The organism is Nocardia sp. NBC_00416 (genome assembly GCF_036032445.1).
Taxonomy (GTDB): Bacteria; Actinomycetota; Actinomycetes; order Mycobacteriales; family Mycobacteriaceae; genus Nocardia.
In genome coordinates this window covers 2,124,157-2,147,928 of the sequence record NZ_CP107932.1, presented here as the reverse complement: position 1 = coordinate 2,147,928, position 23,772 = coordinate 2,124,157, and the positions used below count along the sequence as shown (strand labels likewise).

24 protein-coding genes and 1 pseudogene are annotated in these 23,772 nt (G+C 67.6%); 7 read left to right on the top strand and 18 right to left on the bottom strand.

Translation table 11 applies throughout. From position 1 onward, the window contains the following. The first annotated feature begins 20 nt into the window (after positions 1-20). Positions 21-2,867: a helix-turn-helix transcriptional regulator gene (locus OG804_RS08735; RefSeq protein WP_328395718.1), complete on the top strand. Its 2,847-nt coding sequence runs from the start codon at positions 21-23 to the stop codon at positions 2,865-2,867. Between the two features lie 42 nt (positions 2,868-2,909). Here the strand turns inward: OG804_RS08735 and OG804_RS08730 are convergent, their stop codons facing one another. Beyond that, on the bottom strand, positions 2,910-4,361 hold the full coding sequence (locus OG804_RS08730) for an MFS transporter (RefSeq protein WP_328395717.1): 1,452 nt from the start codon (positions 4,359-4,361) through the stop codon (positions 2,910-2,912). Positions 4,362-4,494: 133 nt separating this feature from the next. On the opposite strand from OG804_RS08730, the gene OG804_RS08725 reads away from it, so the two are divergent. Next, positions 4,495-5,301, top strand: coding sequence for a TetR/AcrR family transcriptional regulator (locus OG804_RS08725; protein ID WP_328395715.1), 807 nt, complete (start codon positions 4,495-4,497; stop codon positions 5,299-5,301). Positions 5,302-5,620: 319 nt separating this feature from the next. Next, positions 5,621-6,832 carry a cytochrome P450 gene (locus tag OG804_RS08720; protein WP_328395713.1) on the top strand — a complete coding sequence of 404 codons (1,212 nt, stop codon included), beginning with the start codon at positions 5,621-5,623 and terminating at the stop codon, positions 6,830-6,832. 79 nt (positions 6,833-6,911) lie between these two features. Here the strand turns inward: OG804_RS08720 and OG804_RS08715 are convergent, their stop codons facing one another. From OG804_RS08715 to OG804_RS08705, 3 genes are read right to left on the bottom strand one after another with little or no spacing between them, the layout of a single operon-like run. Then, entirely contained in the window at positions 6,912-7,574 is a 663-nt protein-coding gene (locus OG804_RS08715; RefSeq protein WP_328395712.1) for a methionine ABC transporter permease, read from the bottom strand. 12 nt (positions 7,575-7,586) lie between these two features. After that, the gene (locus OG804_RS08710; protein WP_328395711.1) at positions 7,587-8,615 is read right to left on the bottom strand and encodes a methionine ABC transporter ATP-binding protein; all 1,029 of its coding nucleotides are present in this window, start codon (positions 8,613-8,615) and stop codon (positions 7,587-7,589) included. Further along, entirely contained in the window at positions 8,612-9,484 is an 873-nt protein-coding gene (locus tag OG804_RS08705) for a MetQ/NlpA family ABC transporter substrate-binding protein (protein ID WP_442941773.1), read from the bottom strand. Before OG804_RS08705 ends, OG804_RS08710 begins: the two co-directional genes overlap by 4 nt. Positions 9,485-9,617: 133 nt before the next feature. On the opposite strand from OG804_RS08705, the gene OG804_RS08700 reads away from it, so the two are divergent. The 3 genes from OG804_RS08700 to OG804_RS08690 all read left to right on the top strand — a co-directional run bounded on the left by OG804_RS08700 (position 9,618) and on the right by OG804_RS08690 (position 11,315). Further along, complete coding sequence (locus OG804_RS08700; protein ID WP_328395709.1) at positions 9,618-10,499, top strand: MetQ/NlpA family ABC transporter substrate-binding protein; 882 nt, start codon at positions 9,618-9,620, stop codon at positions 10,497-10,499. Positions 10,500-10,697: 198 nt separating this feature from the next. Beyond that, entirely contained in the window at positions 10,698-11,114 is a 417-nt protein-coding gene (locus tag OG804_RS08695) for a hypothetical protein (RefSeq protein WP_328395707.1), read from the top strand. A gap of 42 nt (positions 11,115-11,156) precedes the next feature. Continuing rightward, positions 11,157-11,315, top strand: coding sequence for a hypothetical protein (locus OG804_RS08690; RefSeq protein ID WP_328398911.1), 159 nt, complete (start codon positions 11,157-11,159; stop codon positions 11,313-11,315). 97 nt (positions 11,316-11,412) lie between these two features. Here OG804_RS08690 and OG804_RS08685 read toward each other — a convergent pair whose 3' ends face one another. Continuing rightward, on the bottom strand, positions 11,413-11,970 hold the full coding sequence (locus OG804_RS08685) for a TetR/AcrR family transcriptional regulator (RefSeq protein ID WP_328395705.1): 558 nt from the start codon (positions 11,968-11,970) through the stop codon (positions 11,413-11,415). Positions 11,971-12,056: 86 nt separating this feature from the next. On the opposite strand from OG804_RS08685, the gene OG804_RS08680 reads away from it, so the two are divergent. Further along, the gene (locus tag OG804_RS08680; RefSeq protein WP_328395703.1) at positions 12,057-12,773 is read left to right on the top strand and encodes an SDR family NAD(P)-dependent oxidoreductase; all 717 of its coding nucleotides are present in this window, start codon (positions 12,057-12,059) and stop codon (positions 12,771-12,773) included. Between the two features lie 53 nt (positions 12,774-12,826). On the opposite strand, the gene OG804_RS08675 is transcribed toward OG804_RS08680, so the two are convergent. The 13 genes and pseudogenes from OG804_RS08675 to OG804_RS08615 form a co-directional block, all read right to left on the bottom strand. After that, positions 12,827-13,876: a choloylglycine hydrolase family protein gene (locus OG804_RS08675; protein ID WP_328395701.1), complete on the bottom strand. Its 1,050-nt coding sequence runs from the start codon at positions 13,874-13,876 to the stop codon at positions 12,827-12,829. 271 nt (positions 13,877-14,147) lie between these two features. Next, positions 14,148-14,897 (bottom strand): MHYT domain-containing protein, encoded by a 750-nt coding sequence (locus OG804_RS08670; RefSeq protein ID WP_328395699.1) that lies wholly within the window; start codon positions 14,895-14,897, stop codon positions 14,148-14,150. A gap of 474 nt (positions 14,898-15,371) precedes the next feature. Then, a complete protein-coding gene (locus OG804_RS08665; protein ID WP_328395697.1) occupies positions 15,372-15,572 on the bottom strand; it encodes a hypothetical protein in 201 nt (66 codons plus the stop codon). Between the two features lie 263 nt (positions 15,573-15,835). After that, positions 15,836-16,573 (bottom strand): SDR family oxidoreductase, encoded by a 738-nt coding sequence (locus OG804_RS08660; RefSeq protein WP_328395695.1) that lies wholly within the window; start codon positions 16,571-16,573, stop codon positions 15,836-15,838. Positions 16,574-16,806: 233 nt separating this feature from the next. Beyond that, entirely contained in the window at positions 16,807-17,730 is a 924-nt protein-coding gene (locus OG804_RS08655; protein WP_328395693.1) for a hypothetical protein, read from the bottom strand. After that, complete coding sequence (locus OG804_RS08650) at positions 17,727-17,876, bottom strand: hypothetical protein (RefSeq protein ID WP_328395691.1); 150 nt, start codon at positions 17,874-17,876, stop codon at positions 17,727-17,729. The genes OG804_RS08655 and OG804_RS08650 overlap by 4 nt, the downstream gene beginning before the upstream one ends. Then, positions 17,869-18,135 (bottom strand): hypothetical protein, encoded by a 267-nt coding sequence (locus OG804_RS08645; protein ID WP_328395689.1) that lies wholly within the window; start codon positions 18,133-18,135, stop codon positions 17,869-17,871. Before OG804_RS08645 ends, OG804_RS08650 begins: the two co-directional genes overlap by 8 nt. 247 nt (positions 18,136-18,382) lie before the next feature. Continuing rightward, positions 18,383-18,667, bottom strand: a pseudogene (locus OG804_RS08640) (SDR family NAD(P)-dependent oxidoreductase); the annotation flags it as partial. Continuing rightward, a complete protein-coding gene (locus OG804_RS08635) occupies positions 18,664-19,317 on the bottom strand; it encodes a class I SAM-dependent methyltransferase (protein WP_328395687.1) in 654 nt (217 codons plus the stop codon). The gene OG804_RS08635 and the pseudogene OG804_RS08640, both read right to left, overlap by 4 nt. A 126-nt stretch (positions 19,318-19,443) precedes the next feature. After that, positions 19,444-20,184: an MBL fold metallo-hydrolase gene (locus OG804_RS08630; RefSeq protein ID WP_328395685.1), complete on the bottom strand. Its 741-nt coding sequence runs from the start codon at positions 20,182-20,184 to the stop codon at positions 19,444-19,446. Positions 20,185-20,363: 179 nt separating this feature from the next. Further along, the gene (lppU, locus tag OG804_RS08625; protein ID WP_328395683.1) at positions 20,364-20,951 is read right to left on the bottom strand and encodes an LppU family putative lipoprotein; all 588 of its coding nucleotides are present in this window, start codon (positions 20,949-20,951) and stop codon (positions 20,364-20,366) included. A gap of 694 nt (positions 20,952-21,645) precedes the next feature. Then, the gene (locus OG804_RS08620) at positions 21,646-22,338 is read right to left on the bottom strand and encodes an SGNH/GDSL hydrolase family protein (protein ID WP_328395681.1); all 693 of its coding nucleotides are present in this window, start codon (positions 22,336-22,338) and stop codon (positions 21,646-21,648) included. Beyond that, positions 22,335-23,735, bottom strand: coding sequence for an MFS transporter (locus OG804_RS08615; RefSeq protein WP_328395679.1), 1,401 nt, complete (start codon positions 23,733-23,735; stop codon positions 22,335-22,337). The genes OG804_RS08620 and OG804_RS08615 overlap by 4 nt, the downstream gene beginning before the upstream one ends. Positions 23,736-23,772: the final 37 nt, after the last annotated feature.

The following is a 23,772-nucleotide window of genomic DNA, read 5'->3' as shown; positions in this document are numbered from 1 at the left end:
AGCGCTACGTCGGGGGTCATATGTTTGTGGAACGCAGATCACAGATTGTTTCCCTTGACAGAATCTATCAGCAGTGCAGCGAAGGCAAGGGCGGAATCTCGCAGATCGTCGGCCCGGTCGCAGGTGGGAAGACCGAACTGCTCAAGGTTTTCATCGAAAGGCTCAATTCCGAAGGCGCCACCGTACTCGAAGCCGTCGGTTCGCCACGGGAATACGATCAACCATTCGGAATTCTTCGCCAACTGTTCGCGGGGCTGCCCGATCCGATCGATCAGCGCCGGATTCAGCGGTTGCTCACCGACAGCGTTACGCGGCCGGTCGGCAGTGATGACGGCGCGCCGTTTCTGCACAACCACGCCAATCAGGAATTGTGGGCGACGGTGCAACGTCTTTCGGACTCGGCGCCGGTGGCAGTCATCGTGGACGACCTGCAACACGCGGATCTCGCGTCGTTGCAATCCCTGCTGTACTTCGGCGGCCGGCTCCGCGCCGCCCGCGTGCTCATTGTGGTCACGCAGATGGACGTCCCGCTGTCGGCCGACCAGCAGCGTGCGGTGCTGGTCACCGAATTGCTCCGCCAGCCACGCTTCCGGCTGCTGCGAGCCGATCCGCTGACTCCCGACGGTGTCCGGGAACTGCTCACCGAACATCTCGGGGTCGCGGTGGACCAGGAGCGAGCCCGGCCCTGGCACCGGATCACCGGGGGCAGTCCCTTTCTGCTGAAGGCGCTCATCGAGGACAACAAGATCACCGGACGGTCCCCGGCCGAGCCGCTGGACGAGCCGATCGCCGGGGAGGAATTCGCCAAAGCGGCGTTGGCGTGCCTGCACCGGGGCGGTCGCATCTTCCTCCGTACCGCGGAATGTCTTGCGGCACTGGTCGAATCGGGTTGTTATTCTGTGCTGCCGCAGCTGGTCGGCGAGGACGAGGACACGGTCACCGGGGTGATCGCCGCGATGAGTGCCGCCGGAATACTCGACGGCCGGCGATTCCGGCATCCGGCCACCCGGACCGCAGTATTGAGCGCGCTTTCCGGCCCGGCGCGCGCAGAGCTGCACAACCGCGCCGCCGGGCTGCTGCGCGACAACGGCGAACGTGCCTGCCGGGTCGGGATACACCTGGTGGCGGCCGGCTGTGCGCGCCCGCCGTGGGCGCTGGACGTGCTCATGACCTCAGCGCAGGAAGCGCTGCGCCGTGACGATCTCGGCTTCGCCGCGCAATGTCTGCGCCTGGCCGAAACCGTCTCGGCCGGTCTGGAACAGCGGATAGCGGTGGCGATTCTGCGCATCCACACCGAGTTCCGGGTTCAGCCCGACAATGCGCAGGCCCAGGTCGCGGCCGTGCTCGACGCGGTACGCGGGGGCCGGGTACCGGTCGACCAGATGATCGGCCTACTGCGGCCGCTGTTGTGGCAGGGCCGGTTGTCGGAGGCCGCCGTGATCCTCGAACGGCTCGAACACACGGCGGACAGCCTGGACGATCGTGCGGCGGCCGACCTGTCCTCGGTGTACACCTGGATACGGTCCACGCACCCGGCGCTGGCAGGTAGCGGATGGCCCACGGTGCTGTGCCACAGCGCGCAGGTGGCGGTCGTCGCGAACCGGCCGGTGCGGGGCCCGGCGCTGCTCGCCGATGTACTGGAAAGCGGCCCCACCGAGCACACCGTGCCGACCGCGGAATGGCTGTTGCGGACCACTCCGCTCGACGGGCCCCGGCTGAATTCGATAGTGGCGGCGTTGCTGGCGCTGGCGCACGCCGATCGGGCCGCCGCGGCCGAGCAATGGTGCAACGCGCTGCTGGACGAATCGATCACGCGCGGGGCCCGCACGTGGCAGGCGCTGTTCACCGCGCTGCGCGCCGAGGTCGCGATCCGGCAGGGCGATATGCACGGCGCGCGGCGGGACGGGCTGGCCGCGTTGCGGCTGCTGCCCCGGGAAGCCTGGGGAGTCGCCATCGGTTCGGTGATGTCGAAGGTCCTGATCGCGGCTACCGCGCTCGGCGACTGGCAGACCGCCGACGAATGCCTCACCGAAATGCCCGATGCCGTCTTCGACACCCGGTACGGCGTCCAATACCTCTATGCCAGAGGCCGTCGGCTGCTGGCCGCCGATCGGCTGCCCGCGGCGTTGGACGACCTGCTCACCTGTGGTCGGCTGATGGATGAATGGGGTATCGACCAGCCGACATTCGTGCCCTGGCGCGCCGACGCCGTGCGGGTTCTGCTGCGACTCGGGCGGGAGGGGCAGGCGGGCGAGCTGGCCGCCGAGCAGTTGTCGCGCACGACCGACCAGCAGCCGCGCGCCCGCGGTATCGCGCTGCGGACGCTGGCGGCGACCGAAACCGATCCGCGGATCCGGAAGGAGACCCTGCTGCGGGCCGTCGATGCCCTGGAGAACTGCGCGGACCGGGTGGAGCTGGCCTATGCGGTAGCCGATCTGAGCGATACCCATATGCGCCTCGGCGATCCCCGCCGGGCGCGGCAGTCCGCCCAGCGCGCGGTCCGGCTCGCCGAGGCCGGGTCGCTGGCGCCGCTGCTGGGCCGGCTGGATTTCGGTCGCAGGCTGCCCGAACCGGTCGCGATCACGCCCGCCACGAGCCCGGCCGACACCGATAACGAGATGTTGAGCGCGGCCGAGCGCCGGGTGGTGCTGCTGGCGGCGAGCGGTCATACCAACAGGGAGATCGCGGCCGAGTTGTACATCACGGTCAGCACGGTCGAGCAGCATCTGACGCACGTCTATCGGAAGCTTCGGGTCAAGGGCCGGGGAGAGCTCGCGGCCCATCTCAACGGTTCCGGGGTCGGAAACCGCGGTGCGGCGGCGCGTTCCGGTGTGGATACCGATCGTCAGCCCCTCCTCTCGAGATGATGACCGGTCCCCCCGGTGGTTCCGGAGGGGACCGGTGCGAACTCAGGCCGTGACAGCCGGCTGCTTCGGGATCCGTATCACGAACAGGCTGATCAGCAGCGCGAGGGCGGCGAAGACGACGGCAGCGATGACCGCGGTGGACAATCCGCGGGCCAGCGCCTCGTGCCCCGCCTGCCCACTTCCGGTCCGGGCGGTGTGCTCGATCGTGGTGAGGACGGCCACGCCCAGCGCCAGCCCGATCTGCTGGGCCGCTTGCAGCAGGCCCGAAGCTGCGCCCATATCGCGCTTCTCCAGGCCGCCCAGCACGGTCAGGTTCAGCGTGACGAACGCGAAGCCCAGCCCGGCGCCGAGCAGGATGAACGGCCCCAGCACGCCGGTGAAGTAATTGCTCGATGCCGTGGTCGTGGACAGCCACACCGCTTCCAGCAGCATCAGCACCACACCGGCGATCAGTACCGGTTTGCGACCGAACCGGGCGATGAGCTTGGGCGCCGATTTCGCCGAAGCGAACTGGACGATCGCCATCGGCAGGAACGCGATACCGGCCAGGAGCGGGCTGAAACCGAGGGCGTCCTGGATGTAGAGCGAAAGCAGGATGTAGGTGCCGGCCATCGTGGCCATCAACAGCACGAACGTGAGGTAGGCGCCGGCGCGGGTGCGTTGGGTCAGCAGCCGCAGCGGCATGATCGGCTGCTCGGCCCGGCGTTCGACGTAGACGAAGAGTGCCACCAGCAGCACACCGCCGAGGAACGAGGCCAGCGTGCCGGGACCGGTCCAGCCGTCGGCGGACGCCCGCGTCAGGCCGTAGACGATGCCGACCATGCCCAGCGTCGACAGGATCGCGCCGAGGAAATCGAATTCGGCCGGATGCCGCTCGGTCTCGGTGAGAAAGCGCAGCGCCAGCACGATGGTGACCAGACCGATCGGGACGTTGATGAAGAACACCAGACGCCAGCTCAGGCTGGTGAGAATCCCACCGACGATGAGGCCGAGCGTAATACCGAAACCGGTGACCATGGAGAAGACCCCCAGGGCGCGGGCCCGCTGGGGTCCTTCGTCGAAGGTGGCGGCGATCATCGACAGTGCGGCCGGGCCGGCGAAGGCGAAACCGACACCCTGGAGGGCGCGTGCCGCGATCAGCAGGCCCTCGTTCGGCGCGATCCCGCCGAGGATCGAGGCGACGACCACGAGCGCCAGGCCCCAGACGAACATCCGGCGCCGCCCGAGAATATCGCTGGCGCGCCCGCCCAGCAGCAGTAGACCGCCGTAGGCGAGGGAGTATGCGCTGAACACCCAGGCCAGCGCGGCCGCGGACATGCCCAGCCCGGACTGGATCTCGGGCAGGGCGATATTGACGACGTTGCTGTCGACCGAGACCATGAGCTGACAGGTCACGATGACGCCCAGGACGATGGCCGCGCGCCGGCCAGTGGGTGTGCTCACGCCGCTGTCGGCGGGCGGTTCGCCGGCGAGCACCTTTTCTCGGCTGGTCATTTCAGTCCGTTCGCAGAGTTGGTGGGGGACAGCGTGAGCCGCTCGCCCCGATGCGCGCTGCTCTACGCCTGTAGACTGACTACAGCATAGGCAGATCCTATGATTTCGTCTACAGGTGTTGAGTGAGGATGCGATGACGTCGAGCCGAATGGACACCGCCGCGCCGCCGAATGCGACCGCGAGCCGGGCGCAGCGGCGCGAGCAGACCAGGCAGCAGATCCTGGACGCGGCGCGGGCGCTCTTCGCCGATCGCGGCTACCTCGAGACGACGATCAGGGCGATCGCCCAGCGGGCCGGTGTCGATCCGGCCCTCGTGATGCAGCACTTCGGTGCCAAAAGCGCACTTTTCGACGCGGTGTCGGGTATCGCGATCACGCTGGACGATGCGCTGGAAGGGCCGCCCGAGCAGCTCGGTGAGCGGCTCTTGCGGCACGCCCTGGCCGATGTGGACCGCAAGGAGGATCGGACGATGCCGGTGCTGCGGTCGATGCTGACCCACCCGGAAGCGGCCCACGCAGTGCGGTGCGCGATCGTGAACCCGGAGACCAGCCCGTGGACTCGGGTGCTGGCCGGCCCGGACGCCGATCGGCGGTCGGCGCTGATCGGCACGCTGGTCCTGGGCGTACTGGTCGCGCGCTATATGGTGCACATTCCCGGTGTGGCGGACGCGCCCGCGGAGCGTCTGGTCGAGCTACTGGGTCCGTGTCTGCGCCCGCTGGTCATGGCAGGTCTGCCGCCCGGGCTCGCCGCGGCGGACGGTGCGCTCGAGGCGCTGGCCGAAGCCGAGAACGCGCGTGCGGCCGCCGCCGCGCAAGTCGACGAATACGCCCGGACGGCCTTGGCCGCCGGCGCCAGCTATGGCGACATCGGCCGGGTGCTGGGGATGAGTCGGCAGGCCGCCCGTAAACGCTGGCCGAACGCTCAGGATGAAGCCTCGTAGAAATGACAACTTGAGTTGTCGGCAAACGGCCCGCTCCGGAGCGATGGGCCATGGCGGAAATTGTGACAACTCAAGTTGTCATTAGGGGGCACGGAGCAGCTGTGGCAATGCGCACCGACCGGGGAAGAAGGTCGCCGGGAACCCCTACCCAACGGCCGTCGCGCCGCACCCCTAGGGGACGCGGGGTCGCGCTTAGGGGTGCCCCGCGTCTTTCCGCATCCGTAATCTCGGCCCTGCTGGAAGATGCGCCCCCGCAACGGGTTCGAGCGCGCCGAGTGCGCAGCCAGCGGAATCGGCCGACGATGAAGGAGTCACTGCGTTGACCACCCTCGAAAGTATCGATGTCTTCGATCAGGAACGCTATCTCGACGGGGCGCCCTATGACGATTTCACCGTACTGCGGAAACAGGCGCCCGTTTTCCACAATGTGGACCCCGAAGTGCCGGAAGGGCATTGGGCGCTGACCCGGCACGCGGACATCGTCTATGTGGCGCGGCATCCGGAGCTGTTCTCCTCGGAGCAGAAAGGGTCGCAGCCCCAGGAGTTCGACGAGGTGGCCATCGACGTGCAGCGTCGGATGATGATCCACCAGGATCCGCCGAAGCACAGCCGGGTGCGCACTCTGGTCAACCGCGGCTTCACACCGCGAGCGGTGGAGAAGCTGCGGCCGCGGATCGCCGCGGAATGCGAGCAGATCGTCGACGATGCGCTCGACAAGGGCGAGTTCGACCTGGTCCGCACTATCGCCGCCGAACTTCCGCTCGTGGTGATCGCAGAGCTGATGGGGATCCCCCGGGCCGACCGCCGGCACATCTTCGAATGGTCTCGGGCGATCGCCGGGCAGACCGACCACGAGCACGGCGGGGCCGAGCGGACCCGCAACGCGGTGGTCGAGATGTCCGGGTACGCGGCGCAACTCGGCGCGGACCGCCGACGCTGCCCGGTGGACGATACGGTGACCAAGATGGTGAGCCCGGACGACAAGGGCAATCAACTCACCGACGAGGAATTCCAGGCGTTCTTCATTCTGATGACCGTGGCCGGTAACGAGACCACCCGTTACTCGATCGCGGGCGGAGTCGAGGCGTTCGCGCAGTTCCCTGACCAGTGGGCGCGCCTCAAAGCGGACCCCGGGCTGGCGCGGACCGCCGCCGAGGAGATCGTGCGCTGGGTATCGCCGACCAAGGTGTTCCGCCGCACCGCTGTCACCGATACGGAGGTGGGCGGCCAGGTGATCCGGGCGGGCGACAAGGTCATGGCCCATCTGACCTCCGCAAACCGGGACGAGTCGGTGTTCACCGATCCCGAATCCTTCGATATCGGTCGCGATCCCAACCCGCATCTCGGTTTCGGCGGCGGTGGACCGCACTTCTGCATCGGCAAACATCTGGCCGTGCTGGAGATCGAACTCATGTTCAAGACGCTGGCCGAGCGGGCGGCGCGGATCGAGATCACCGGTCCGACCCCGCGGCTGCGCTCCTATCAGTTCGCCGGAATCGTGGAGATGCCGGTCCGCATCGTGCCGGCCTGAACTGCCGCGCCGGACGCGATCCTCGCGAACGCGCGTCCGATCCGGCGGCCCGCGCCGCGGACCCGGCACGGCCCAGGAGTTACCTGCGCAGCACCTTGCGTGCCGTCCAGTTGCCGAGGAACTGGATGCCCTGCACCCCCGCGATGATGAGGAGGGTGGCCACCAGCGTGACCTCCCAGTCGAATCGCTGATACCCGTAGACCAGGGCGAAATCGCCGAGTCCGCCGCCGCCGACCGTGCCCGCCATGGCCGACATGTCCACGATGGAGATGACCACGAATGTGTATCCGAGGATCAACGGGCCCAGCGCCTCCGGAATGAGCAGTGTCAGGATTATTCGCAGCGGCCCAGCCCCCATTGCCCGGGCCGCCTCGATCACCCCTGGGTCGACGGTGACCAGGTTCTGTTCGACGATCCGGGCGATCCCGAACGAGGCGGCCACGATCATGACGAAGACGGCCGCCTCGGTGCCGATCGTGGTGCCCACCACCTCGAGCGTGATCGGGCCGAGCGCGGCCAGCAGGATGATGAAGGGGATCGGTCGCACGATATTGACGGCCACGTTGAGCACCCAGTTGAGCGGACCGTGGGAGAGCAGACCGCCCTTCCGGGTGGTGTAAAGGGCCGTGCCGAGGAACAGGCCGATGATGCCGCCCACCACGAAGGTCAGTAATACCAGGTAAATGGTGGTGCCGACGGCCTCGAGCAGGATCGGGCGCAGCTTGTCCCAGTCGGTGTGCATCTGTGGTCCTCGCTACCGTTGGTCGAGTTGTGCGATCACCTTGTCGACGGCGTCGTCCGGGCCGTCGAGTGCGAGGGTGATATTGCCGAAGGTTTTGTCCTGCAGGGTGCTGACGCCGCCGTAGACGACTTCGAATCGCACCCCGGCGTGGGCGGCGCCGGTGAGTGCCGATCCGATACCGCGCGCATCGTCGATATCGACGGTCACCAGGCGGCCCCGGTGCAGTTCGGTCAATCGCCGCAATTCTTCGGGGGCCGGCCGATTGTGCAGCACGGTGTCGACGAACGAGCGGGTCGGCGCGGCCTGCGGCGCGGCGAATACGTCGAAGGTGTTCGCCAATTCGACGATCCGGCCCTCGGCCAGTACCGCCACCCGGTCGGCGACCGCCCGGATCACATCCATCTCATGCGTGATGACGACGATGGTGACGCCGAGTTCGGCATTGATCTTGCGCAGCAGGCGCAGCACTTCACCGGTGGTTTCCGGATCGAGCGCCGAGGTGGCCTCGTCCGCCAGCAGCAGCGACGGCGAGGTGGCCAGCGCCCGTGCGATGCCGACCCGCTGTTTCTGGCCGCCGGAGAGCTGATCGGGGTAGCTGCCGGCTTTATCGGACAGCCCGACGAACTCCAGCAGCTCGGCGAGTCGTTCCTTGCGTTTCGCGCGTGGCCAGCCCGCCACTTTCAGCGGGTACTCGATATTCCCGGCCGCGGTACGGGAGCGAAAAAGGTTGAACTGCTGGAAGACCATGCCGATATCGCGGCGTAGCCGGCGCACCCGGGCCTCCGGGACCCCGGTGATCGGGGTGCCGGAGATGTCGATGGTGCCGCTGGTCGGCTTCTCCAGGGCATTGATGAGACGTACCAGGGTGCTCTTGCCCGCACCGGAATAGCCGATCACACCGAAGATCTCACCCTGCTCGATCCGCAGATCGATTCCCGACAGGGCCGTCTCCTCGTGCTTTCCGGTCCGGAAGACCTTGGTCACCGACCGGAACTCGACCGCGGGTACGGCGGTGTCCGGACCGGGCGATGTACCGCTCACTGCCCGTCGCGGATCGTCTGCTGGACGCGCTGCAGAATCGGTTCGAGCTCGTGCCCGCCACGCCGGACCTCCACCGAGGTGCCCTTGGAGGATTCGGAGACCGCCTGCTGCACTTCGGGGTCGTGCCAGATGTCCACGAGCCGCTGGTAGGTCGGATCGTCCTTGTCTTCGGCGCGGGCGACGAAGGTGTTGATGTACGGTTCGGCGCCCGGGCTCGACGGATCGTCTTTGTACAGGGCCGAAAGCGGGTCGATGCCGGATCGCTCCAGGTATGTGTTGTTGATGACCGACCCGTCCACCGACGCGAGTGACAGTGCGGTCTGCGCCGCGTCGACGGGCGTCACCTTCACCTTCGACGCGGCCCGATCGATATCGGCGGGGGAGGGCGCCCGGGTGTCCGAGGACAGTTTCACCAGGCCCGCCGCTTCCAGGACGAACAGTGCCCGCGCCTGGTTGGAAGGATCATTGGGGATCGCGATCTCCCCGCCGCGCGGGATCTCGGCCACGGAGGCGTGCTTCTTCGAATAGAGGCCGAGCGGAACGATCTGTGTGGCGCCGATCGGTGTCAGATCCGCGTTGTTGGCGACGTTGAATTCGCCGAGGAACTGCAGGTGCTGGAACAGGTTGACGTCGATCTGACCCTGCGACAGGGCGATATTGGGCTGCGAGTAGTCGGAGTAGTTCGTGATCTGCAGGGTGATGCCCGCGTCCCGGGCCTTCTGCTCGAACACATCCCACCCCTGATCGCTCTCGGTGGTACCGATCCGGACCACGTCATCGGACCCCGCGTCGCTGCCGCCGCAGCCTGTGAGGGCGAGCGCGGCGGCGGTGATCAGCGCTGGGATCGCCAGTACCCGAGGGAATTTCAACGCGTGCTCCCGATAATTCGTGGCGGTGTGGACTCGACCATCCAAGCGACGGCCGCGGTGGCGCGGCAACGGTTGCGATTGTGCTGAACGAAATTCTGGCCGGTATCGCGGTCGACCGTCTACGTTGCGCACAATGCGAGGTCTGCGTCGTATCGCCGTTGTTCCGGTCCTACTCGCGCTGGTCGCGTTGCTTCCCGCCTGCGGGCAGGGGCGCGACCCGGATGTGGTGCGGATCGGGGTGAACGATCTGGCGCTGCCGCACTGGGAGGTGTACCGGGCGAAGGCCGCCGAACGCGGGATCACCGTCGAGTTCGTCAACTTCTCCGACTACAACCAGCCGAACCCAGCGCTGTCTCAGGGCCGGATCGATCTCAACAAATTCCAGCATGTGCGCTACCTGGCCAACTACAACGTCGCCGACAACGACAATCTGACACCGATCGGCGCCACCGAGATCTTCCCGCTGACCCTCTATTCGAAGAAACACGACTCCGTGGCCGATATCCCGCCCGGGGGCGAGATCACCCTGAGCAATAACCCGGCGAACCAGGTGCGCCCGCTGCTCGGACTGGCGGCGGCGGGGCTGATCGTCCTGAAGGGCGGTGCGAGCTGGGATTCGCGCATCGAGGATGTGGACACCGCCGCGTCACGGGTCCGGCTGACCACGATCGATCCCACCCTGACCGCCCAATCCCTCGACAGTGTCGACGCCGCGTTCGTGGACGACACGTTCGCGGTGCCCGCCGGACTCACCGCGGACGATGTCGTCTACACCGACGATCCCGGCCGTCCGGAGCTGACCCAGTACATCAATGTCTTCGCCGCCCGCGCCGAGGACTCCGACGATCCGACGCTGCTCGCCCTGGCCGCGCTGTACCACGACCCCGCCGTGGAGGCCGCGATCCGCGCCGAATCCGGATACGACGGGATCTTCAAGTACAACGACCCGGCGGAACTCCGGACGACCCTCGCGCACCTGGAGGACACCTTCCGGGGCCGCTCCGGACCGCGATAGCTCTGCGAAACGTCCGAGCGACGGCCTGTCCCCGGTAGCTCGGCGCATCGGACGGCCGCGCGTTGCGGGTTGCCCGTCCGCCGGGTGGTGGCCCGCCCGGTGCCGCCGTCGCGGTAACCCATTGGCCTTCGCCGGGTTTGACATCATATTTGCCGGGAATAGCGGGAGCATAACGTCCCTCGACCCTTGGGAGTTGCCATGCTAATCATTCTCGGGCTTGTCGTCGCCGTCGCCGCGGTCGCTGCCGGTGTCGCCGGTGTGGCGGCCAATACCAGCGACGTCAACCGGCTGACCAGTGACTTCTCGGTATTCGACTACCACTTCGCCGGGACCACCGGCGAACTCTTTCTCATCGGCATCCTCGTCGGAGTGGTCGGCGGGCTGGGAGTGGGGCTGGTGTCCGCGGGCGCTTGGCGTTCCACCCGCCGAGGGTTGACGACCCGTCGTGAGCTGCGGGAGTCGCGGCGGGAGATGGCCGCGGTGCAGCGGGATCTCGCCAAGACCAAGGAACCGGTCAAGAAGCCGGTGCCGACCACCACCGGCAAGCGGGAATCGGCCTGGTCGGTGAGCCGCTTGCTCCGCAAACCGGACAAGAGTGCGGCGGCGGCGAAGTAGCGCCGGCCCGTATCCAGCTCGAATCTTCGAAAGAAAGACAGTGTGATGATCGTTCTCGGACTCGTTCTGCTCATCGTCGGCTATTTGCTCGGCATCGGCTTGCTCACCACCATCGGACTCGTTCTGCTCGTCGTCGGAGCGGTGCTCGCCATCGCCGGTTCGGTGGGCCGTCCTGTTGCGGGCCGCCGGCACTATTACTGACCTCCTTCGATAGTCCCGCCGGCGGTGCGGGTGGCTCCTGGTGGGCCACCCGCACCGCCGTCTCTGTGCCACCCGGCACCCGGGGACCAGTGGCGTCTCACTGCCGTTCGGCCCGCAGCCCGTCCAACGCCAGGCTCGTGCACCGGCCGACCGCTTCCGCCCCGGCCGCGTCGCCGAGCAGCGACAAGGCCCAGATCAGATGCACGACATCGGCATCGGTGACATCGTGGCGCAGGGCGCCGGCGTCGCGTGTCCGTTCGAGTAGCCGGGACAGCTGGGCCATGCCCCGATGACAGGCCGCGGCCACCTGTTCGGCGGCGGGATGGTCACCGGTGAACGCCTCCAGGAGCCCCCGATCGGCCGCCATCTGCTGCGTGAGTCGACCGACGAACCCGGTGAACGCGCGCCACGCGTCGGGTTCGGACTCCGACGCCGCGGCGAACTCGTCCACTGCGGCCAGCCGGGCGGGGAGTAGCGCGTCGATCAGCGCATCTCGGGTGGGGAAGTGGTTGTAGACAGTGCCGATGCCCACTCCGGCCCGCCGCGCCACCTCTTCGAGCGATCCGCGCAGTCCCTGCTCGGTGAACACCGCCGCGGCCGCCTCGAGCACCTTTTCGCGGTTGCGGGCGGCGTCGCGGCGCAGGGGTCTGGTCATAACCGCCATTGTACGAAACTGAGGGCTGCCTCGACTTCGTGGTATCTTCGAAATTGAGGGGGGCCTCGATTTATCTGAAGGGAAGCATGATGTCCAACAAGGGAACGGCAGTGATCGTCGGTGTCGGGCCGGGTCTCGGTATGTCCATGGCCCGGCGCTTCGGACGCGAAGGACGCCGGGTGGCGCTGCTGTCGCGCGGCGAGTCCAGGCACGCCGGCTACCGAGCCGACCTGGCCGAGCACGGCGTCGAGGCCGCGACCTACGCTGTCGACGCCACCGATCGGGCCGCATTGCGGTCGGCTCTCGCCAAGATCGAAGCCGACGGCGATATCGACCTCGTCTACTACGGCTGCGGTTCGAGCCGGCCGCCGACGCCCATCGCCGACGTGGACTCGGCGACCGCCGCGGCGGCGTTCTCCTGGGTATGGCCGGCGATCGATGTGGTCGAGGCGGTGCTGCCGGGGATGCGTGCGCGTGGTCGCGGCGGGCTGCTGTTCGCCGGTGGGCTCTCCAGCGTGCGCCCGATGCCCGCGCTGGGCGAACTCGCGCTCGCGGCGGCCGCGCTACGGAACTATGCGCTCACGCTCAACGCGGCGATCGCCCAGGACGGACTGTACGCGGGCACCCTCACCATCGGCGGAGTCGTGGAGCGCGGGGATATCCACGCGATGATCAGCGCCGATACCGCGCGCTACGGTTCACTGCAGGGCCACACGCTCGATCCCGACCGTATCGCCGACACCGCGTGGGAAATGTACCGGTCCCGCGACCGCGCCGAAGAGATCTTCGACGTGCTCGACTGAGCGGCCGCACCGCGGCGTCGGGGAACGCACGCCGCGGTGGCGGCGACCGGCATTCAGGAGGCGCTCATCGCCGATTCCGATCGCGGGGTGATATCGCTGAACCAGCTGGCTCCGCCGGTATCGAGTCGAGTGACGACGGTTCGATCGAAGTCGATCGCCGAGAGGTCGACACCGTGCCACACCGGATTCTCGTAGTACCTGACGAAATACCGGCAGTGTCCCCCGTCCAGTGTGGAAATCGTTGACCATTGGGTGTATTCGAGTGATTCGCGGCCGTCCTCCTCGCCACGCACCAGCCCCTCGGTGATATCGAAGCTGTCCAGGATGTGGGAGGCCAGCACCGCCGCCTGTGTGTTGTTCTCGGGCTCGCGTGCCGACCGGCTCAGCGCGACCGCCCGCACGAATCGTGAAGGTGGGGTGAAGTCGCCCGGCAGACCCAGGAGCCCGGTGCCCTGGCCGAGCGCCTTCACGTCGTATCCCGAGAGTTCCAGATCGGGAACATTGGTGGCCGACAGATTGATGAAGTTGCCGAGGTTCAACAGATGCCAGTCGAACGGTGGTGAGTTGGTCAGTACTCCCAGTGGGTTGTCGTGGGTCCGCAGTTCCCCGGCGATATATTCGACGACCATCGATCGCCCGGCCTTGTCGTGCACCGCGTAGTGCAGTTCTATCGGCTCGTCCCGGCCGGGAAACGTCGCTCCCCAGACCAGCACCTGCTGGAGCGCGCGCCGCGCTTCGTCGACGGTGGCGCAGGTCGACAGCAGATAGTTGCCGATATCGCGCACCTGGGAGAGCGAATCGGATTCCTTTCCGGCCGGCACTGTCTGAAATTCGGCGAAGCCCGGAAGGTACAGCGCGCCGAAGTAGAGCCCCGCCTCGTTGACGCCGTCCAGCAGGCAATCGAGACCGAACAGATCCATGCCGACGGTGCCGTAGGTGCCCTGCCAAGCGAGCCCGGGTTCGCCGGGGACGGGGCTCTCGGCCCGATAATTCCACTTCCGCGGAAACACCGTGAGTCTCGAACCGAGGTCGGGCGCGAATTCCATGGTGCGGCCGACGGCGATCGAATGGTCGGCCGCGGTGAGGGTGAACGTCGTGCACATTCCAGTCGACCTTTCCTGAGCGGCGCGGGGATCGGACGTGACGGATACGGTCGGCGCCCTGTTCCGGGGGCCTCCAGTAGCGCACCGGAAGGGCGGTCGGGTCCGCTCCGAAACGATACTGTCCGGGCGGTGCCCGGAGCCGGTTGCTCGCGGTGTGTTGCGTGGACAGCATTCGCGGAAGTCATCGATGGGTATCGCGCTCAGCACCGGCGGCGGGCAGCGAGGCGTTCCGCACGGGCGGTGCTCACCGGGCCGGGTGGCCGCCGGCCGGCTATCGACCCTGGACGGGCGCCGAGTGCGGATCCGTGAGGGCCATGCTCACGCCGATGAGAACCGCGACGGTGACGACGCTGATTCCGCCGAGTAGCGGTCCCAGCACCTGGAGGGCTTCGGCGCCCTGCGGCTCGGCGGCCCCGGGAACGGAATGCGCGTGCATCGCGGACATGCCGGTGTAGTGCATCGTCGCCACCGCCGCCGCCATGATCGACGCGGCGCCCAAGGTGGACAGCAGACCCCAGGACCGCATGCTGAACCACAATGTCGCGGTCGCCGCGACGGTGGCGATCACCAGCGAGAGTGCCACGCGGGCCGCGTCGTAGTCGATATGCGCATCCGTCTTCATCGCGTACATACCGGTGTAGTGCATGGCCCCGATGCCGAGACCGGTGATCACGCCGCCGGCGAGCAGCGCGGTGATCCCGGCGCCGGGAGAACTCACCAGATACAACCCGATGCCCACGACCCCGATCGCGATGACCGCGCTCAGCACGGTGAGCGGAACATCGAACCGGATCTGCGCGCCGTGTATGGAAAAGCCCAGCATCGCAACGAAATGCATGACCCAGATACCTGTGCCGCCGACGGTGATCGAGGCCAGGAACAGCCAACCGAAGCGGCCTCGTCCGTTGCGGGCCTGTTTGGTGCACTGCAGTCCGATGGCGCAGCCGATGGCCGAGAGGCAGTAAGCAAGGGCGGGCGTTAACCAGCCGAACGCGAAGTGTTCGAGGTGAAGCATGTCCATCCAAAGTCCCGCCGGGATACCCGGAGCTTGTTCGTCGGGCTAGACAGTACGGCGAGCGCCTCGGTGTTGAGTGCTGATCATTTGCCTGAAAGCCTGTGCTTTCAATCACATTGGCTATACCGGTGCGTTGAATCCGCAACATTGCGTTGTCTACGTTGCGGATTCGAGGAATGTCACCTACGGGATCCGATGATCCGGGTCGTGGCGTAATCCCAGCTGTCCCCGCCCTGTTGGAAGGCCTCTGTTTCGGAGTTCGCCGAACTGCTCGATGCGGAACCCCCCGCACCTCCGCAGCGGACCGGGCGGTATATCAATTCTCGAACCGCCGATAACTGATCTATAACTGATCCATAACTTATCGGCCGCAGTTCGGCATTCGGTGAAACACTCTCGCGCACAGCCGTAATCCAACGGCAGCGCCCACCGGACGCGGACACGCGCCCGGCGGGGCGAACCGCACTGTCCGCGGCGGGACTACTGTCGAGTCCCGCTCCCGTAGCGCAGCAGTTCGGAAACCGGGGTGATCCGGCTGTCGAAGGCCATCCACAGGGAGTCGTCGGTGACCCGCCGGAGGATGAACCGATACTTGCCGTAGCAGGCGCGCGATACTGCCGAAAGACGCGTCCTCTCCACTACCCGGTAGGGGTCTCCATCGATACGCACCGTCTGCTTCATTCCCGTTCTCCCCTTTCGCCGTTCGATCGCGATCTCGATACGGCAGCCACTGTCGCAGGCAGCCGCTGAAGGCAGCCTGAAGTGGTCTGAAGGGTGCTTCAGGAACGAGCCGGGGGCACGGCGTTCACCACGACCACGGATTCATCGATCTGCGCGAGCATCGCCGGGCGGCGATGAAAACCGCCACACGTGGGCGAGGCGTTGGATATCGCGCGTGTCGGTGCCGGGTCGACCGCGGCCGGTCGACCCGGACACTCCGCCGCTCAGTGCGTGGCGAGCCAGTCCCGGTAGTGGGTGGTGGACAGGTGTGCGTCCGGGCCCGCGATGAGCGCGTCATCGGTGACCGCGCCGAACATCCCGGCCGTCTCGTCGGTGACGACGATCCGATCGTCGTGCCGGGCCGCCAAGGTGATCCTGCCGAGTTCGTCGAGCGGGAAGACATCGGGCCCGGCGACGTTGCGGATTCCCTGCAGCGGGGTGCCGGTGGCGACCCCGATCACCGCGTCGACGACGTCCGCGGCGGCCATCGGTTGCAGGCGGGTGGCGGGTAGGCGGACGGTGCTGTCGTCGGCGCTCCAGGAGAAGACCGCGTCCATGAACTCGAAGAACTGGGTGGCGCGCACGATGGAGTACGGCGTCGGTCCTTGCCGGAGCAGCTCCTCCTGGAGAGTCTTGGCCCGGTAGTAGTCCAGCTGCGGTACCTGGTCCACGCCCACGATCGACAGGACCACCTGATGCTCGACACCGGCTCGGTCGCCCGCGGAGAGCAGATTGTTCATGGAGGTGCGGAAGAAATCCAGGGATGCCTCGTCGAAGGTCGGCGAATTGGCCAGGTCGACCACGACGTCCGCCCCCTCCAGCGCCTGGTCGATGCCCTGTCCGGTGATCAGGTCGACGCCGGTGGACGGTGCCGCGGGCACGGCCTCGTGGCCGGCGGCGGTCAGTTGCCGGACCACCTGTGAACCGATCCGCCCGGTGCCGCCGATGACTGTCAGCTTCATGTTTCTCACCTTTCGCCGCCTGCCCTGCGGGCAGGCCGGGGCTCAGAGAGGTCGATGTGCACTGAAAATCCGAGCTGTTGTCCACTGGGGCGGTCCGCGACCGTCGGCCGCGGCTCCCGGAGTGATCCTGCGGTGCCGACTACAGCATCCCATCAGCAAATCTGACGGCGGGAGGCGGCTACCGGATCAGATGAATTCGAGACCTGCGTCGACGCCCGGAGCGCGGCCGGATATCAGGTGCTCAGCCGATTATCGGATACGAGGTGGGTCATCGACAGATCACGGTGGGCTATCCCGGGACCGTGCTCGTGGACCGGGCGCACTGCCTCGACGACGTTCACGCAGGTCAAGTGATCGGCCGGATGTAGTCCATCGGTGAACCGGAACCTGACGTTCGCCGTGCCCTTCGCGGTATCGGTCGTCGTGACGAGCTGATAACGCAGGGGAGCTCGGTCCGCAGTGGCCGTGGTCCACACGGACCGGTAACTCAGTCCCGGTCCGAGGTCCCGGTCGACGATGACCTTCTGGACCGTGCCGGAGCCGTTGGTGACCACGTCCACCGTTCGGCTCGGACTCGCGGCGATTCCCGCCGCACTCTGGAATACGGCGTCGTCGAGGACACGCAGCCCGGCCGCGTAATAGCCGTCGACCGCGGCCGCCCCGGCAGTGGCGGCGGCGGCGTCCGCGGATCCGATACCGGTGTCGCACTGGGTATCCCACGGGTACACGCCGGTGGCGGGCAGGTCGAGTTCCTCGATGAGTTCCACGCGGCGGATTCCCCGGGTGACCTCGGTCAAGGATCGGATGAGCCGGGCCGGGATGGTGGCTTGGAAGGCCCCGGTGGCATGAAAGGTCGAATTCCCGGTTCGGCAGGCGTCGAGCAGCTCGGCGGGCGGAACGTGTCCGTCCAGCGGCGCTGTCGAGATCACGTCATGACCGTCCCGGAGCAATCGCGGGAGAACGGTGTTCGGTGTCTGCGCCGCGATCTCGGCGAAGGCCGGCACGTAGACGACGCAATTCACCGCCTCCGGCGGGGCCTGTGAGGTCGAAAGCCGTGCGGTCACCTCGAGATCCGCCCGCGCGCCGATCCGCTCGGCGATCCGGTCGGCCAGCAGGCCGGCGCCCAGCACCGCGACAGTGAGCGTGGGTGAACTCATGAGGACTCCAGAAGGTAGTGAGGACGCAGGTCCGGCATCACCACGCCGGGCGGCGCGGCGCACAACTCGGGAACCACGCCGAACCGGGCGCCGACCGAGACATCGGCAACGGCGGACCGGTCTGCGGCGTAGGCCTCATCATCCATTTCGTTGCATCTCCAGGGCGCCGGGGACGCCGTCGAGGGTGAGCACGTGCCCACCGGCCGGGCTGCTCGGATGGCCCGGACCGAGATGGGCGTCGCCCGGCCCGGCGGGCCGGCACTCCTCCTTGGTCATGGCGAGGCGGTCGCCGATATGGCCACGGTAGGTCATGTGGATGGCGCCGTCGGCGTCGAGGGCGATGCGCAGGGCTCGTCCACTCATGTCGCCGGGGCTCCGGATGATGGGCCGATAGGGATCTGACACAACCGCCTCCTTGCCGTTCGCGGAATTTCTAACACACCACCGGATGTGACACACTGTTCTTTGTCGGCGGGGGAGTCGGCAACTGCCGAGATACGCTGGGCGACAAGGACTCGGCACGCGGAGAGTGCCGGATTTGTGAGTCTTCGAGCCGGTGTCGGCGAGGGCGGTCAGGGCGGTCCCCGAGCGGCGACGGTCTGGTAGCGCGGACACGGCTTCTTCCTTCCAGCAGTGGTTTTCAGCGAGCGACCGCCTGGGGCTCCCTCGCCGCCAGCGGCTGCGCCACGATGTCGATCTCGCCGAAGGTCTCCACGGTCGTCTCCACCAACGCGTGCAGGGCGTCCACCTCGCCGAGATGCGTCGGCACGTCGATCGCCTCCGTGCCCAGCTCGCGCAGCCGGACGGCGGCCTGTTCACACGCCTGCGGCTTGCGGCTCGCGACGACGACCCGCGCGCCCGCCGGCGCGAAGCCCTCGGTGATGGCGAGCCCGATACCCCGGGTGCCGCCGGTGACGACGGCGGTTCGCCCGGTCAGGTCGAACAGCTGCTCTTGTCGGGCTCGCCCGAGGAGAAAACCGCCACCAAGAACTCCGAGGTCTCGGTGAACGGGCGTAGATCCCAGGTCGAGAGCAGCAGGTCCACGGTGAGGCCCTGGCCCGCGGCGTCGGTGCGGAACTCGGTGAAGTCGTAGCCGCGTCCGGCGCCGAAACCGGTGACCAGCCGGCCGTCCGGCGCCAGGTGCCGCGCGAATCCCGCGAGCACCGCCGACCGGGTGGACGGCGCCAGGAATGTCATCACATTGCCGGCGCAGACGATCACATCGAAATCGGCTTCGATCCCCCGGCCGGGGAGGTCCAGTTCGGCGAGGTCGCCGACGAGCCAGGCCGGCCCCGGATAGTCGGCCTCGGCGGCGGCGATCAGCACTGGATCGACATCGACACCGACGACCGAGTGACCGGCATTGTGCAGATGCCCGCCCAGACGGCCGGGCCCGCAGCCCGCGTCGAGGACCCGTCCCCGCCGGCCGAGCATGGCATCGATCAGCCGAGCCTCGCCGAAGATGTCCTGACCCTCGGCCGCCAGGGTCCGGAACCGCCGCACATACCATTCCGAATGCGCGGGGTCGGCGGCGGTGAGTTCCTCCCAGCGGCTCGGGGTACGCCCCGGCGGTGTCTCTGCGTTCATCCGATTCCTCCTTGCCCGGAGCGCGCCGACGGCCCGTCACCCGAGACCGAACCCTACGTGCAGGGCGCAACGACAACCCGCGCGGCGATGCGGAATTCGCCGGCGAGTGTGCGCGGCCGTCCGGTGTCACGCCCGGGGTGCGCCGGTCCGATCGGCGGCGATCCGCTCGTCGTAGACCGACGCGAGATCGCGTAACGCCGTCTCGCCGTTCCCGGTGAAACTCGATCCGTGCATGACGGCCAACGTGGTGGGGCGCAGGTCCGCGAGTCGCCGCAGCGCCGCGGGCACGGCGGGGCCGAGCGAGGTCGCGTGGAACAGATCCTCGGCGACGGCCGCCGGTCCGACCAGGTCGGCATCGGTCAGGGCGGGGCCGTTGCCGAGCTGGGTCATCAGATCACCGCAGAACAGCACATTGGTGGTCTGGTCGTAGAGGACGCGCGCTTCCCAGTTGTGCGGTGCGTGCGGGGTATCCAGATGCTGGATCCGGCGGTCACCCACATCGATGACCTCGTCATCGGCCAATCGGCGTGGCAGCCGGTCGGCCAAATCGTCGATCGAGACCTCGCAACCCACCACTCCGTGCGCCACCTGCGCTCGCGGGGCCGCCGCCAGGAAGAGGTTCATCGCGCCGCATTCGTCGGCTTCCACGTGGCCGAAGGTGATCCAGCGCAGTTCCTCGACCGGCCTGATACGCGCTATCGCCGCGGATACGGCCGGAAAGAGCGCCCGCATTCCGGTGTGGAACAGCAGCGGTTCCGCGGCGTCGACGAAGAACTGATTGAAGGTGAACCCGGTGGGTCCCACCTCGGGGACGAAAGTGGAGAATCGGTAGATTCCGTCGGCGATCTCGTCTGTTCTGGTTTCCATCACAGATCCCTGGTCGGGCGATCCCCCCACCATTCGCGCGCCAGAACGCGCATTCGGGTAGCGAGTGCACAGTTTACCGCCGTTGGTCAACGGTGGGTACCCGGCACGGGACCCGCGACAGAGCGCGTGGCCTCACACGCGAGGTGAGGCCACGCCTGCCGGTATCCGGACGGAGACCGCTACACCTCGGCTACACAGGTGACGAGCTGGCGTTCCGCATAGGTGTAGTAGCTGGTGGCCTCGGCAGGGCATCCGGATTCGTCGGTGGTACCGGTCAGGATCTTCAGGACGTGGACCGTGTCCGGCTTACCCGGAGTGCACGGGCTGTGGGTGGGGCTGTCGCTTCCGGTGGGCACCGTCATGCACTGACCTTCGACCCAGTCGATATCGAGGCACAGGGCGCCCTGTTCCGCGCCGCCCAGTGTCACGTAGTAGGTCTGGTCCACATCCGACGCGCAGCCGTCTTTGGTCGCTGTCTTCGCGACCACCTTGTAGTTCGAGTCCTCCGTGCCGCACTGCGCGTGGTCGATCTTCGCGTCCATCATCGTGCCCGACAGCGCGACGCAATCGCCGATGGCGGCGTCGAAGTCGACATCGCCGCCCTCGTCGTCACCGTTCTGGCCGGCAACGGTGACAGCGGGGGAGGCCGGCGAGCTCTGCGCCTCCTCACCGCTGGTACACGAGGACAACGTCAGTACCACACAGCTCAGTACGACCAAACCGGCCAGCACGCCGGGAATGCGGAACCCGGGGAAACGTCTGGACATGGGAACTCCTTCTTCGAATTACATGATGGTGAACAGTGTTCGGGCAGTACACGATTCGTGAAACAGGTGCGCGAAGGTCCGATGTCTGCGCGTGATCGGAGACGGAGACATCGGAAAAAGGGAAGCCCACAGGGTGTGGGTTATCGGCGCACGGTCCCGTGCAGGACAGTCCGGGATCCGATGACGTATCGATCATCGGGCCGGCTGTCGGAGAGAGGGGACGTCTACCTGCCGTACCGCGTCGTGCCGGGCCGTCGGTCGTCCGACCGGCGAACCGAGAGTGAGCGGGGTAGCGTGGAGGCGCCGTGCCTGTGTGGCATAGCGATACGGGCTACGAGGTTCGCCCGAGTCCGTGCCCCCCGGGCACATCGCATCGGTGCCATCGTCACCCGTTGATGCTCGCGCGAGCTTACCGGTCGACCCCCCGACCTGCGGCGATCGTATTGGCTTTTTCCCTTGCCCCGATTCGCCGCCGCGCCCGTGACCTACGGCCGAAGCTTCCCACGTCGGTACCTACTCCTCCTCGCTGGTGCCCGGCGAGGATCTTATCCGTTCGCGCTGACAACGTGGAAGACATGTGGAATCTGCTCGACCGGTTCGCCTTCGGCAGGTCCGGAGGCTCGTCACCGTGTGTTCGTGAACGGCAAAGCGGTGTGCCCGGGCCGGGCACACCGCTTTCCCGCGGTGCGGGCGGTCAGGCCGTCCGCGCGCCCATGGCGATACGTGCCGACAGCGCGCGGATCATCTCGGTGGCGACCACCGCGTGCCCGGCAGTCGCGAAATGGATGAGATCGTCGCTCATCAGATCCGGTCGCAGGCGCAGCGGATGTTCCCAGAAGTCCACCAGGAGCGCGTCGTAACGGGCGGCGAACTCGCGGACGATCGCGTTGAGCTCTGCCATCCGTGCGCGCATCGGCCGCATCGGCGCCATCCGATCGCTGTCCCATACATCGGCCACCGTGAAAACGCAGAGTTGTGCGCCGGTTCCGGCCAGGGCGGAGAACGCCGTGTCGAGGTTCGCGCGCAGTCGACCGGCATCGCCGCCCTGATGGAACAGGTCGTTTCCGCCACAGCTCAGGTGCACGAGGTCGGGCCGGAATTCCAGGACACGCGACAATTGTTCGTCGAGCATCTGGCCCGAGGTTGCCCCGATCCGGCCGGTGTTCAGGTACGCCGTTGCGGGGTTCACCGCGGTGAGCGATTCGGCGACGCGATCCGCCCAGCCGATCTCTCGGTAGCCCGGGGTAGGGTCGCCGACGCCGCGGGCGATGGAATCGCCGAGTACGGCGTAACGCCGCCACGGGGCGCCCTGTAGCAGTGCCCGGGCGGTGTCCGGTGCGATGAGCATCGGGTCGTCGGTTTCGGTGCGACTGTGGTCGTGGGTCATGGTGACTCCTGTTGTGCGGGGAGGGCGATGAGGCAGGCCGATACTGCGGCGATACCGGCGCACAGAGCGAACAGTGAGTGGAAGGCGGCGAGGGTGTCGGCAGGGTGGGCCGCGAATACCGCGGCCAGTACGGCGACGCCGAGCGCGCCGCCCAGTTGCCGCGCGGTGAGATTCATCCCGGTGCCCGCGGCGAACTGATGCGGCGGTAGCGCACGTGCCGCGGTGGCGCCCAGGACCGTCACCACGATCCCGACGCCGCCGCCGCCGAGCAGTCCGGCCGGGACCCACGCCGACCACAACGCCGGTGTCGCACCGAACATGTCGGTGCTCATCCAGATGAGGGTGGCTGTGAACATCAGTGCGCCGAGTACTCCGACCCACCGGCGAATGCCCGGTGCGACGATGCGGCCGGTGAGGGTCGCGGTCACCATCGAGGCCACCGCGCCCACGGTCAGCGCCGCCGCGGACGTGAGAATCGAATACCCCCACACTTCGTCGAGGAACATCGGTCCGGCCAGCAGCCACGCGAACATGGCCGCACCGAAGGCGAACGAAGCGGCGTTCGCCAGCGCGAACGCTCTACTCCGCCAGAGTTCCACGGCGATGGCCGGATTCGGATGCCGGACCGAGCGCAGCAGTGCCGCGAGGGCGAGCACGGCCCCGAGGCCGAGTACGACCAGGGTCTCGGGGGCGGTCCAGCCCCAGCTCTGGCCCTCGGTCACCCCCGCGACGAGCCCGCCCAGGCCGAGTGCGACCAGGACGGTGCCGAGCGGATCCGGGACGGCGCTGCCGGGCTGCCGGGTGTCGGATACGCGCAGGCGCAGGCCCGCGACGACGAGCGCGAGCGCGATCGGCACATTGATCACGAAAATCGAACGCCAGCCGAACGCTTCGACAAGGACGCCGCCGAGCGCGGGACCCACGACCGCGGCGAGGCCACCGGCTGCCGACCAGGCTCCGATGGCGGCGCCGATACGTTCTCGTGGCGTGACGCTGAGCACCGATCCGAGTGCCGCGGGCACCATCAACGCCGCCGTCGCGCCCTGCAGTACGCGTCCGGCGACGAGCCAGCCCACAGTGGGCGCGAGTCCGCACAGCAGTGACGTGAGGGCGAACCCGGCGAGAGCGACCAGGAAGAGCCGACGCCGTCCCAGCGCGTCCGCAACCCGTCCGCCGGGGGTGAGCAGCGCGGCGAAGGCGACGGCGTAACCACTGACCACCCAGGTCAAGGTGGTGGTCGAGGTGTCCGGGTGGTCGCGGGCGAGGGAGGGGAAGGCGATGTTCACGACCGAGAGGTCGAGGAAGGCGATGAAGGCCGCACCGCTGGCGACGAGCAGCGCGCCGGTGGCGGTTGCGGTGGACGGCGGGTCGGTGAACCGCACGGGCGTTTCGGTCATGAGGATCCTGTAGGTCGGGAAACAAAACGTACGAACG

Bases quoted from the DNA above. Each gene is read 5' to 3' on its own strand.
- OG804_RS08680 (WP_328395703.1), top strand. From the start codon at position 12,057: ATGATGTCCAACAAGGGAACGGCAGTGATCGTCGGTGTCGGGCCGGGT.
- OG804_RS08715 (WP_328395712.1), bottom strand. From the start codon at position 7,574: ATGCACACCGACTGGGACAAGCTGCGCCCGATCCTGCTCGAGGCCGTC.
- OG804_RS08670 (WP_328395699.1), bottom strand. From the start codon at position 14,897: ATGGACATGCTTCACCTCGAACACTTCGCGTTCGGCTGGTTAACGCCC.
- OG804_RS08730 (WP_328395717.1), bottom strand. From the start codon at position 4,361: ATGACCAGCCGAGAAAAGGTGCTCGCCGGCGAACCGCCCGCCGACAGC.
- OG804_RS08725 (WP_328395715.1), top strand. From the start codon at position 4,495: ATGACGTCGAGCCGAATGGACACCGCCGCGCCGCCGAATGCGACCGCG.
- OG804_RS08675 (WP_328395701.1), bottom strand. From the start codon at position 13,876: ATGTGCACGACGTTCACCCTCACCGCGGCCGACCATTCGATCGCCGTC.
- OG804_RS08695 (WP_328395707.1), top strand. From the start codon at position 10,698: ATGCTAATCATTCTCGGGCTTGTCGTCGCCGTCGCCGCGGTCGCTGCC.
- OG804_RS08700 (WP_328395709.1), top strand. From the start codon at position 9,618: ATGCGAGGTCTGCGTCGTATCGCCGTTGTTCCGGTCCTACTCGCGCTG.
- OG804_RS08655 (WP_328395693.1), bottom strand. From the start codon at position 17,730: ATGAGTTCACCCACGCTCACTGTCGCGGTGCTGGGCGCCGGCCTGCTG.
- lppU (WP_328395683.1), bottom strand. From the start codon at position 20,951: ATGTCCAGACGTTTCCCCGGGTTCCGCATTCCCGGCGTGCTGGCCGGT.
- OG804_RS08735 (WP_328395718.1), top strand. From the start codon at position 21: ATGTTTGTGGAACGCAGATCACAGATTGTTTCCCTTGACAGAATCTAT.
- OG804_RS08650 (WP_328395691.1), bottom strand. From the start codon at position 17,876: ATGGATGATGAGGCCTACGCCGCAGACCGGTCCGCCGTTGCCGATGTC.
- OG804_RS08665 (WP_328395697.1), bottom strand. From the start codon at position 15,572: ATGAAGCAGACGGTGCGTATCGATGGAGACCCCTACCGGGTAGTGGAG.
- OG804_RS08620 (WP_328395681.1), bottom strand. From the start codon at position 22,338: ATGACCCACGACCACAGTCGCACCGAAACCGACGACCCGATGCTCATC.
- OG804_RS08660 (WP_328395695.1), bottom strand. From the start codon at position 16,573: ATGAAGCTGACAGTCATCGGCGGCACCGGGCGGATCGGTTCACAGGTG.
- OG804_RS08615 (WP_328395679.1), bottom strand. From the start codon at position 23,735: ATGACCGAAACGCCCGTGCGGTTCACCGACCCGCCGTCCACCGCAACC.
- OG804_RS08685 (WP_328395705.1), bottom strand. From the start codon at position 11,970: ATGACCAGACCCCTGCGCCGCGACGCCGCCCGCAACCGCGAAAAGGTG.
- OG804_RS08635 (WP_328395687.1), bottom strand. From the start codon at position 19,317: ATGAACGCAGAGACACCGCCGGGGCGTACCCCGAGCCGCTGGGAGGAA.
- OG804_RS08630 (WP_328395685.1), bottom strand. From the start codon at position 20,184: ATGGAAACCAGAACAGACGAGATCGCCGACGGAATCTACCGATTCTCC.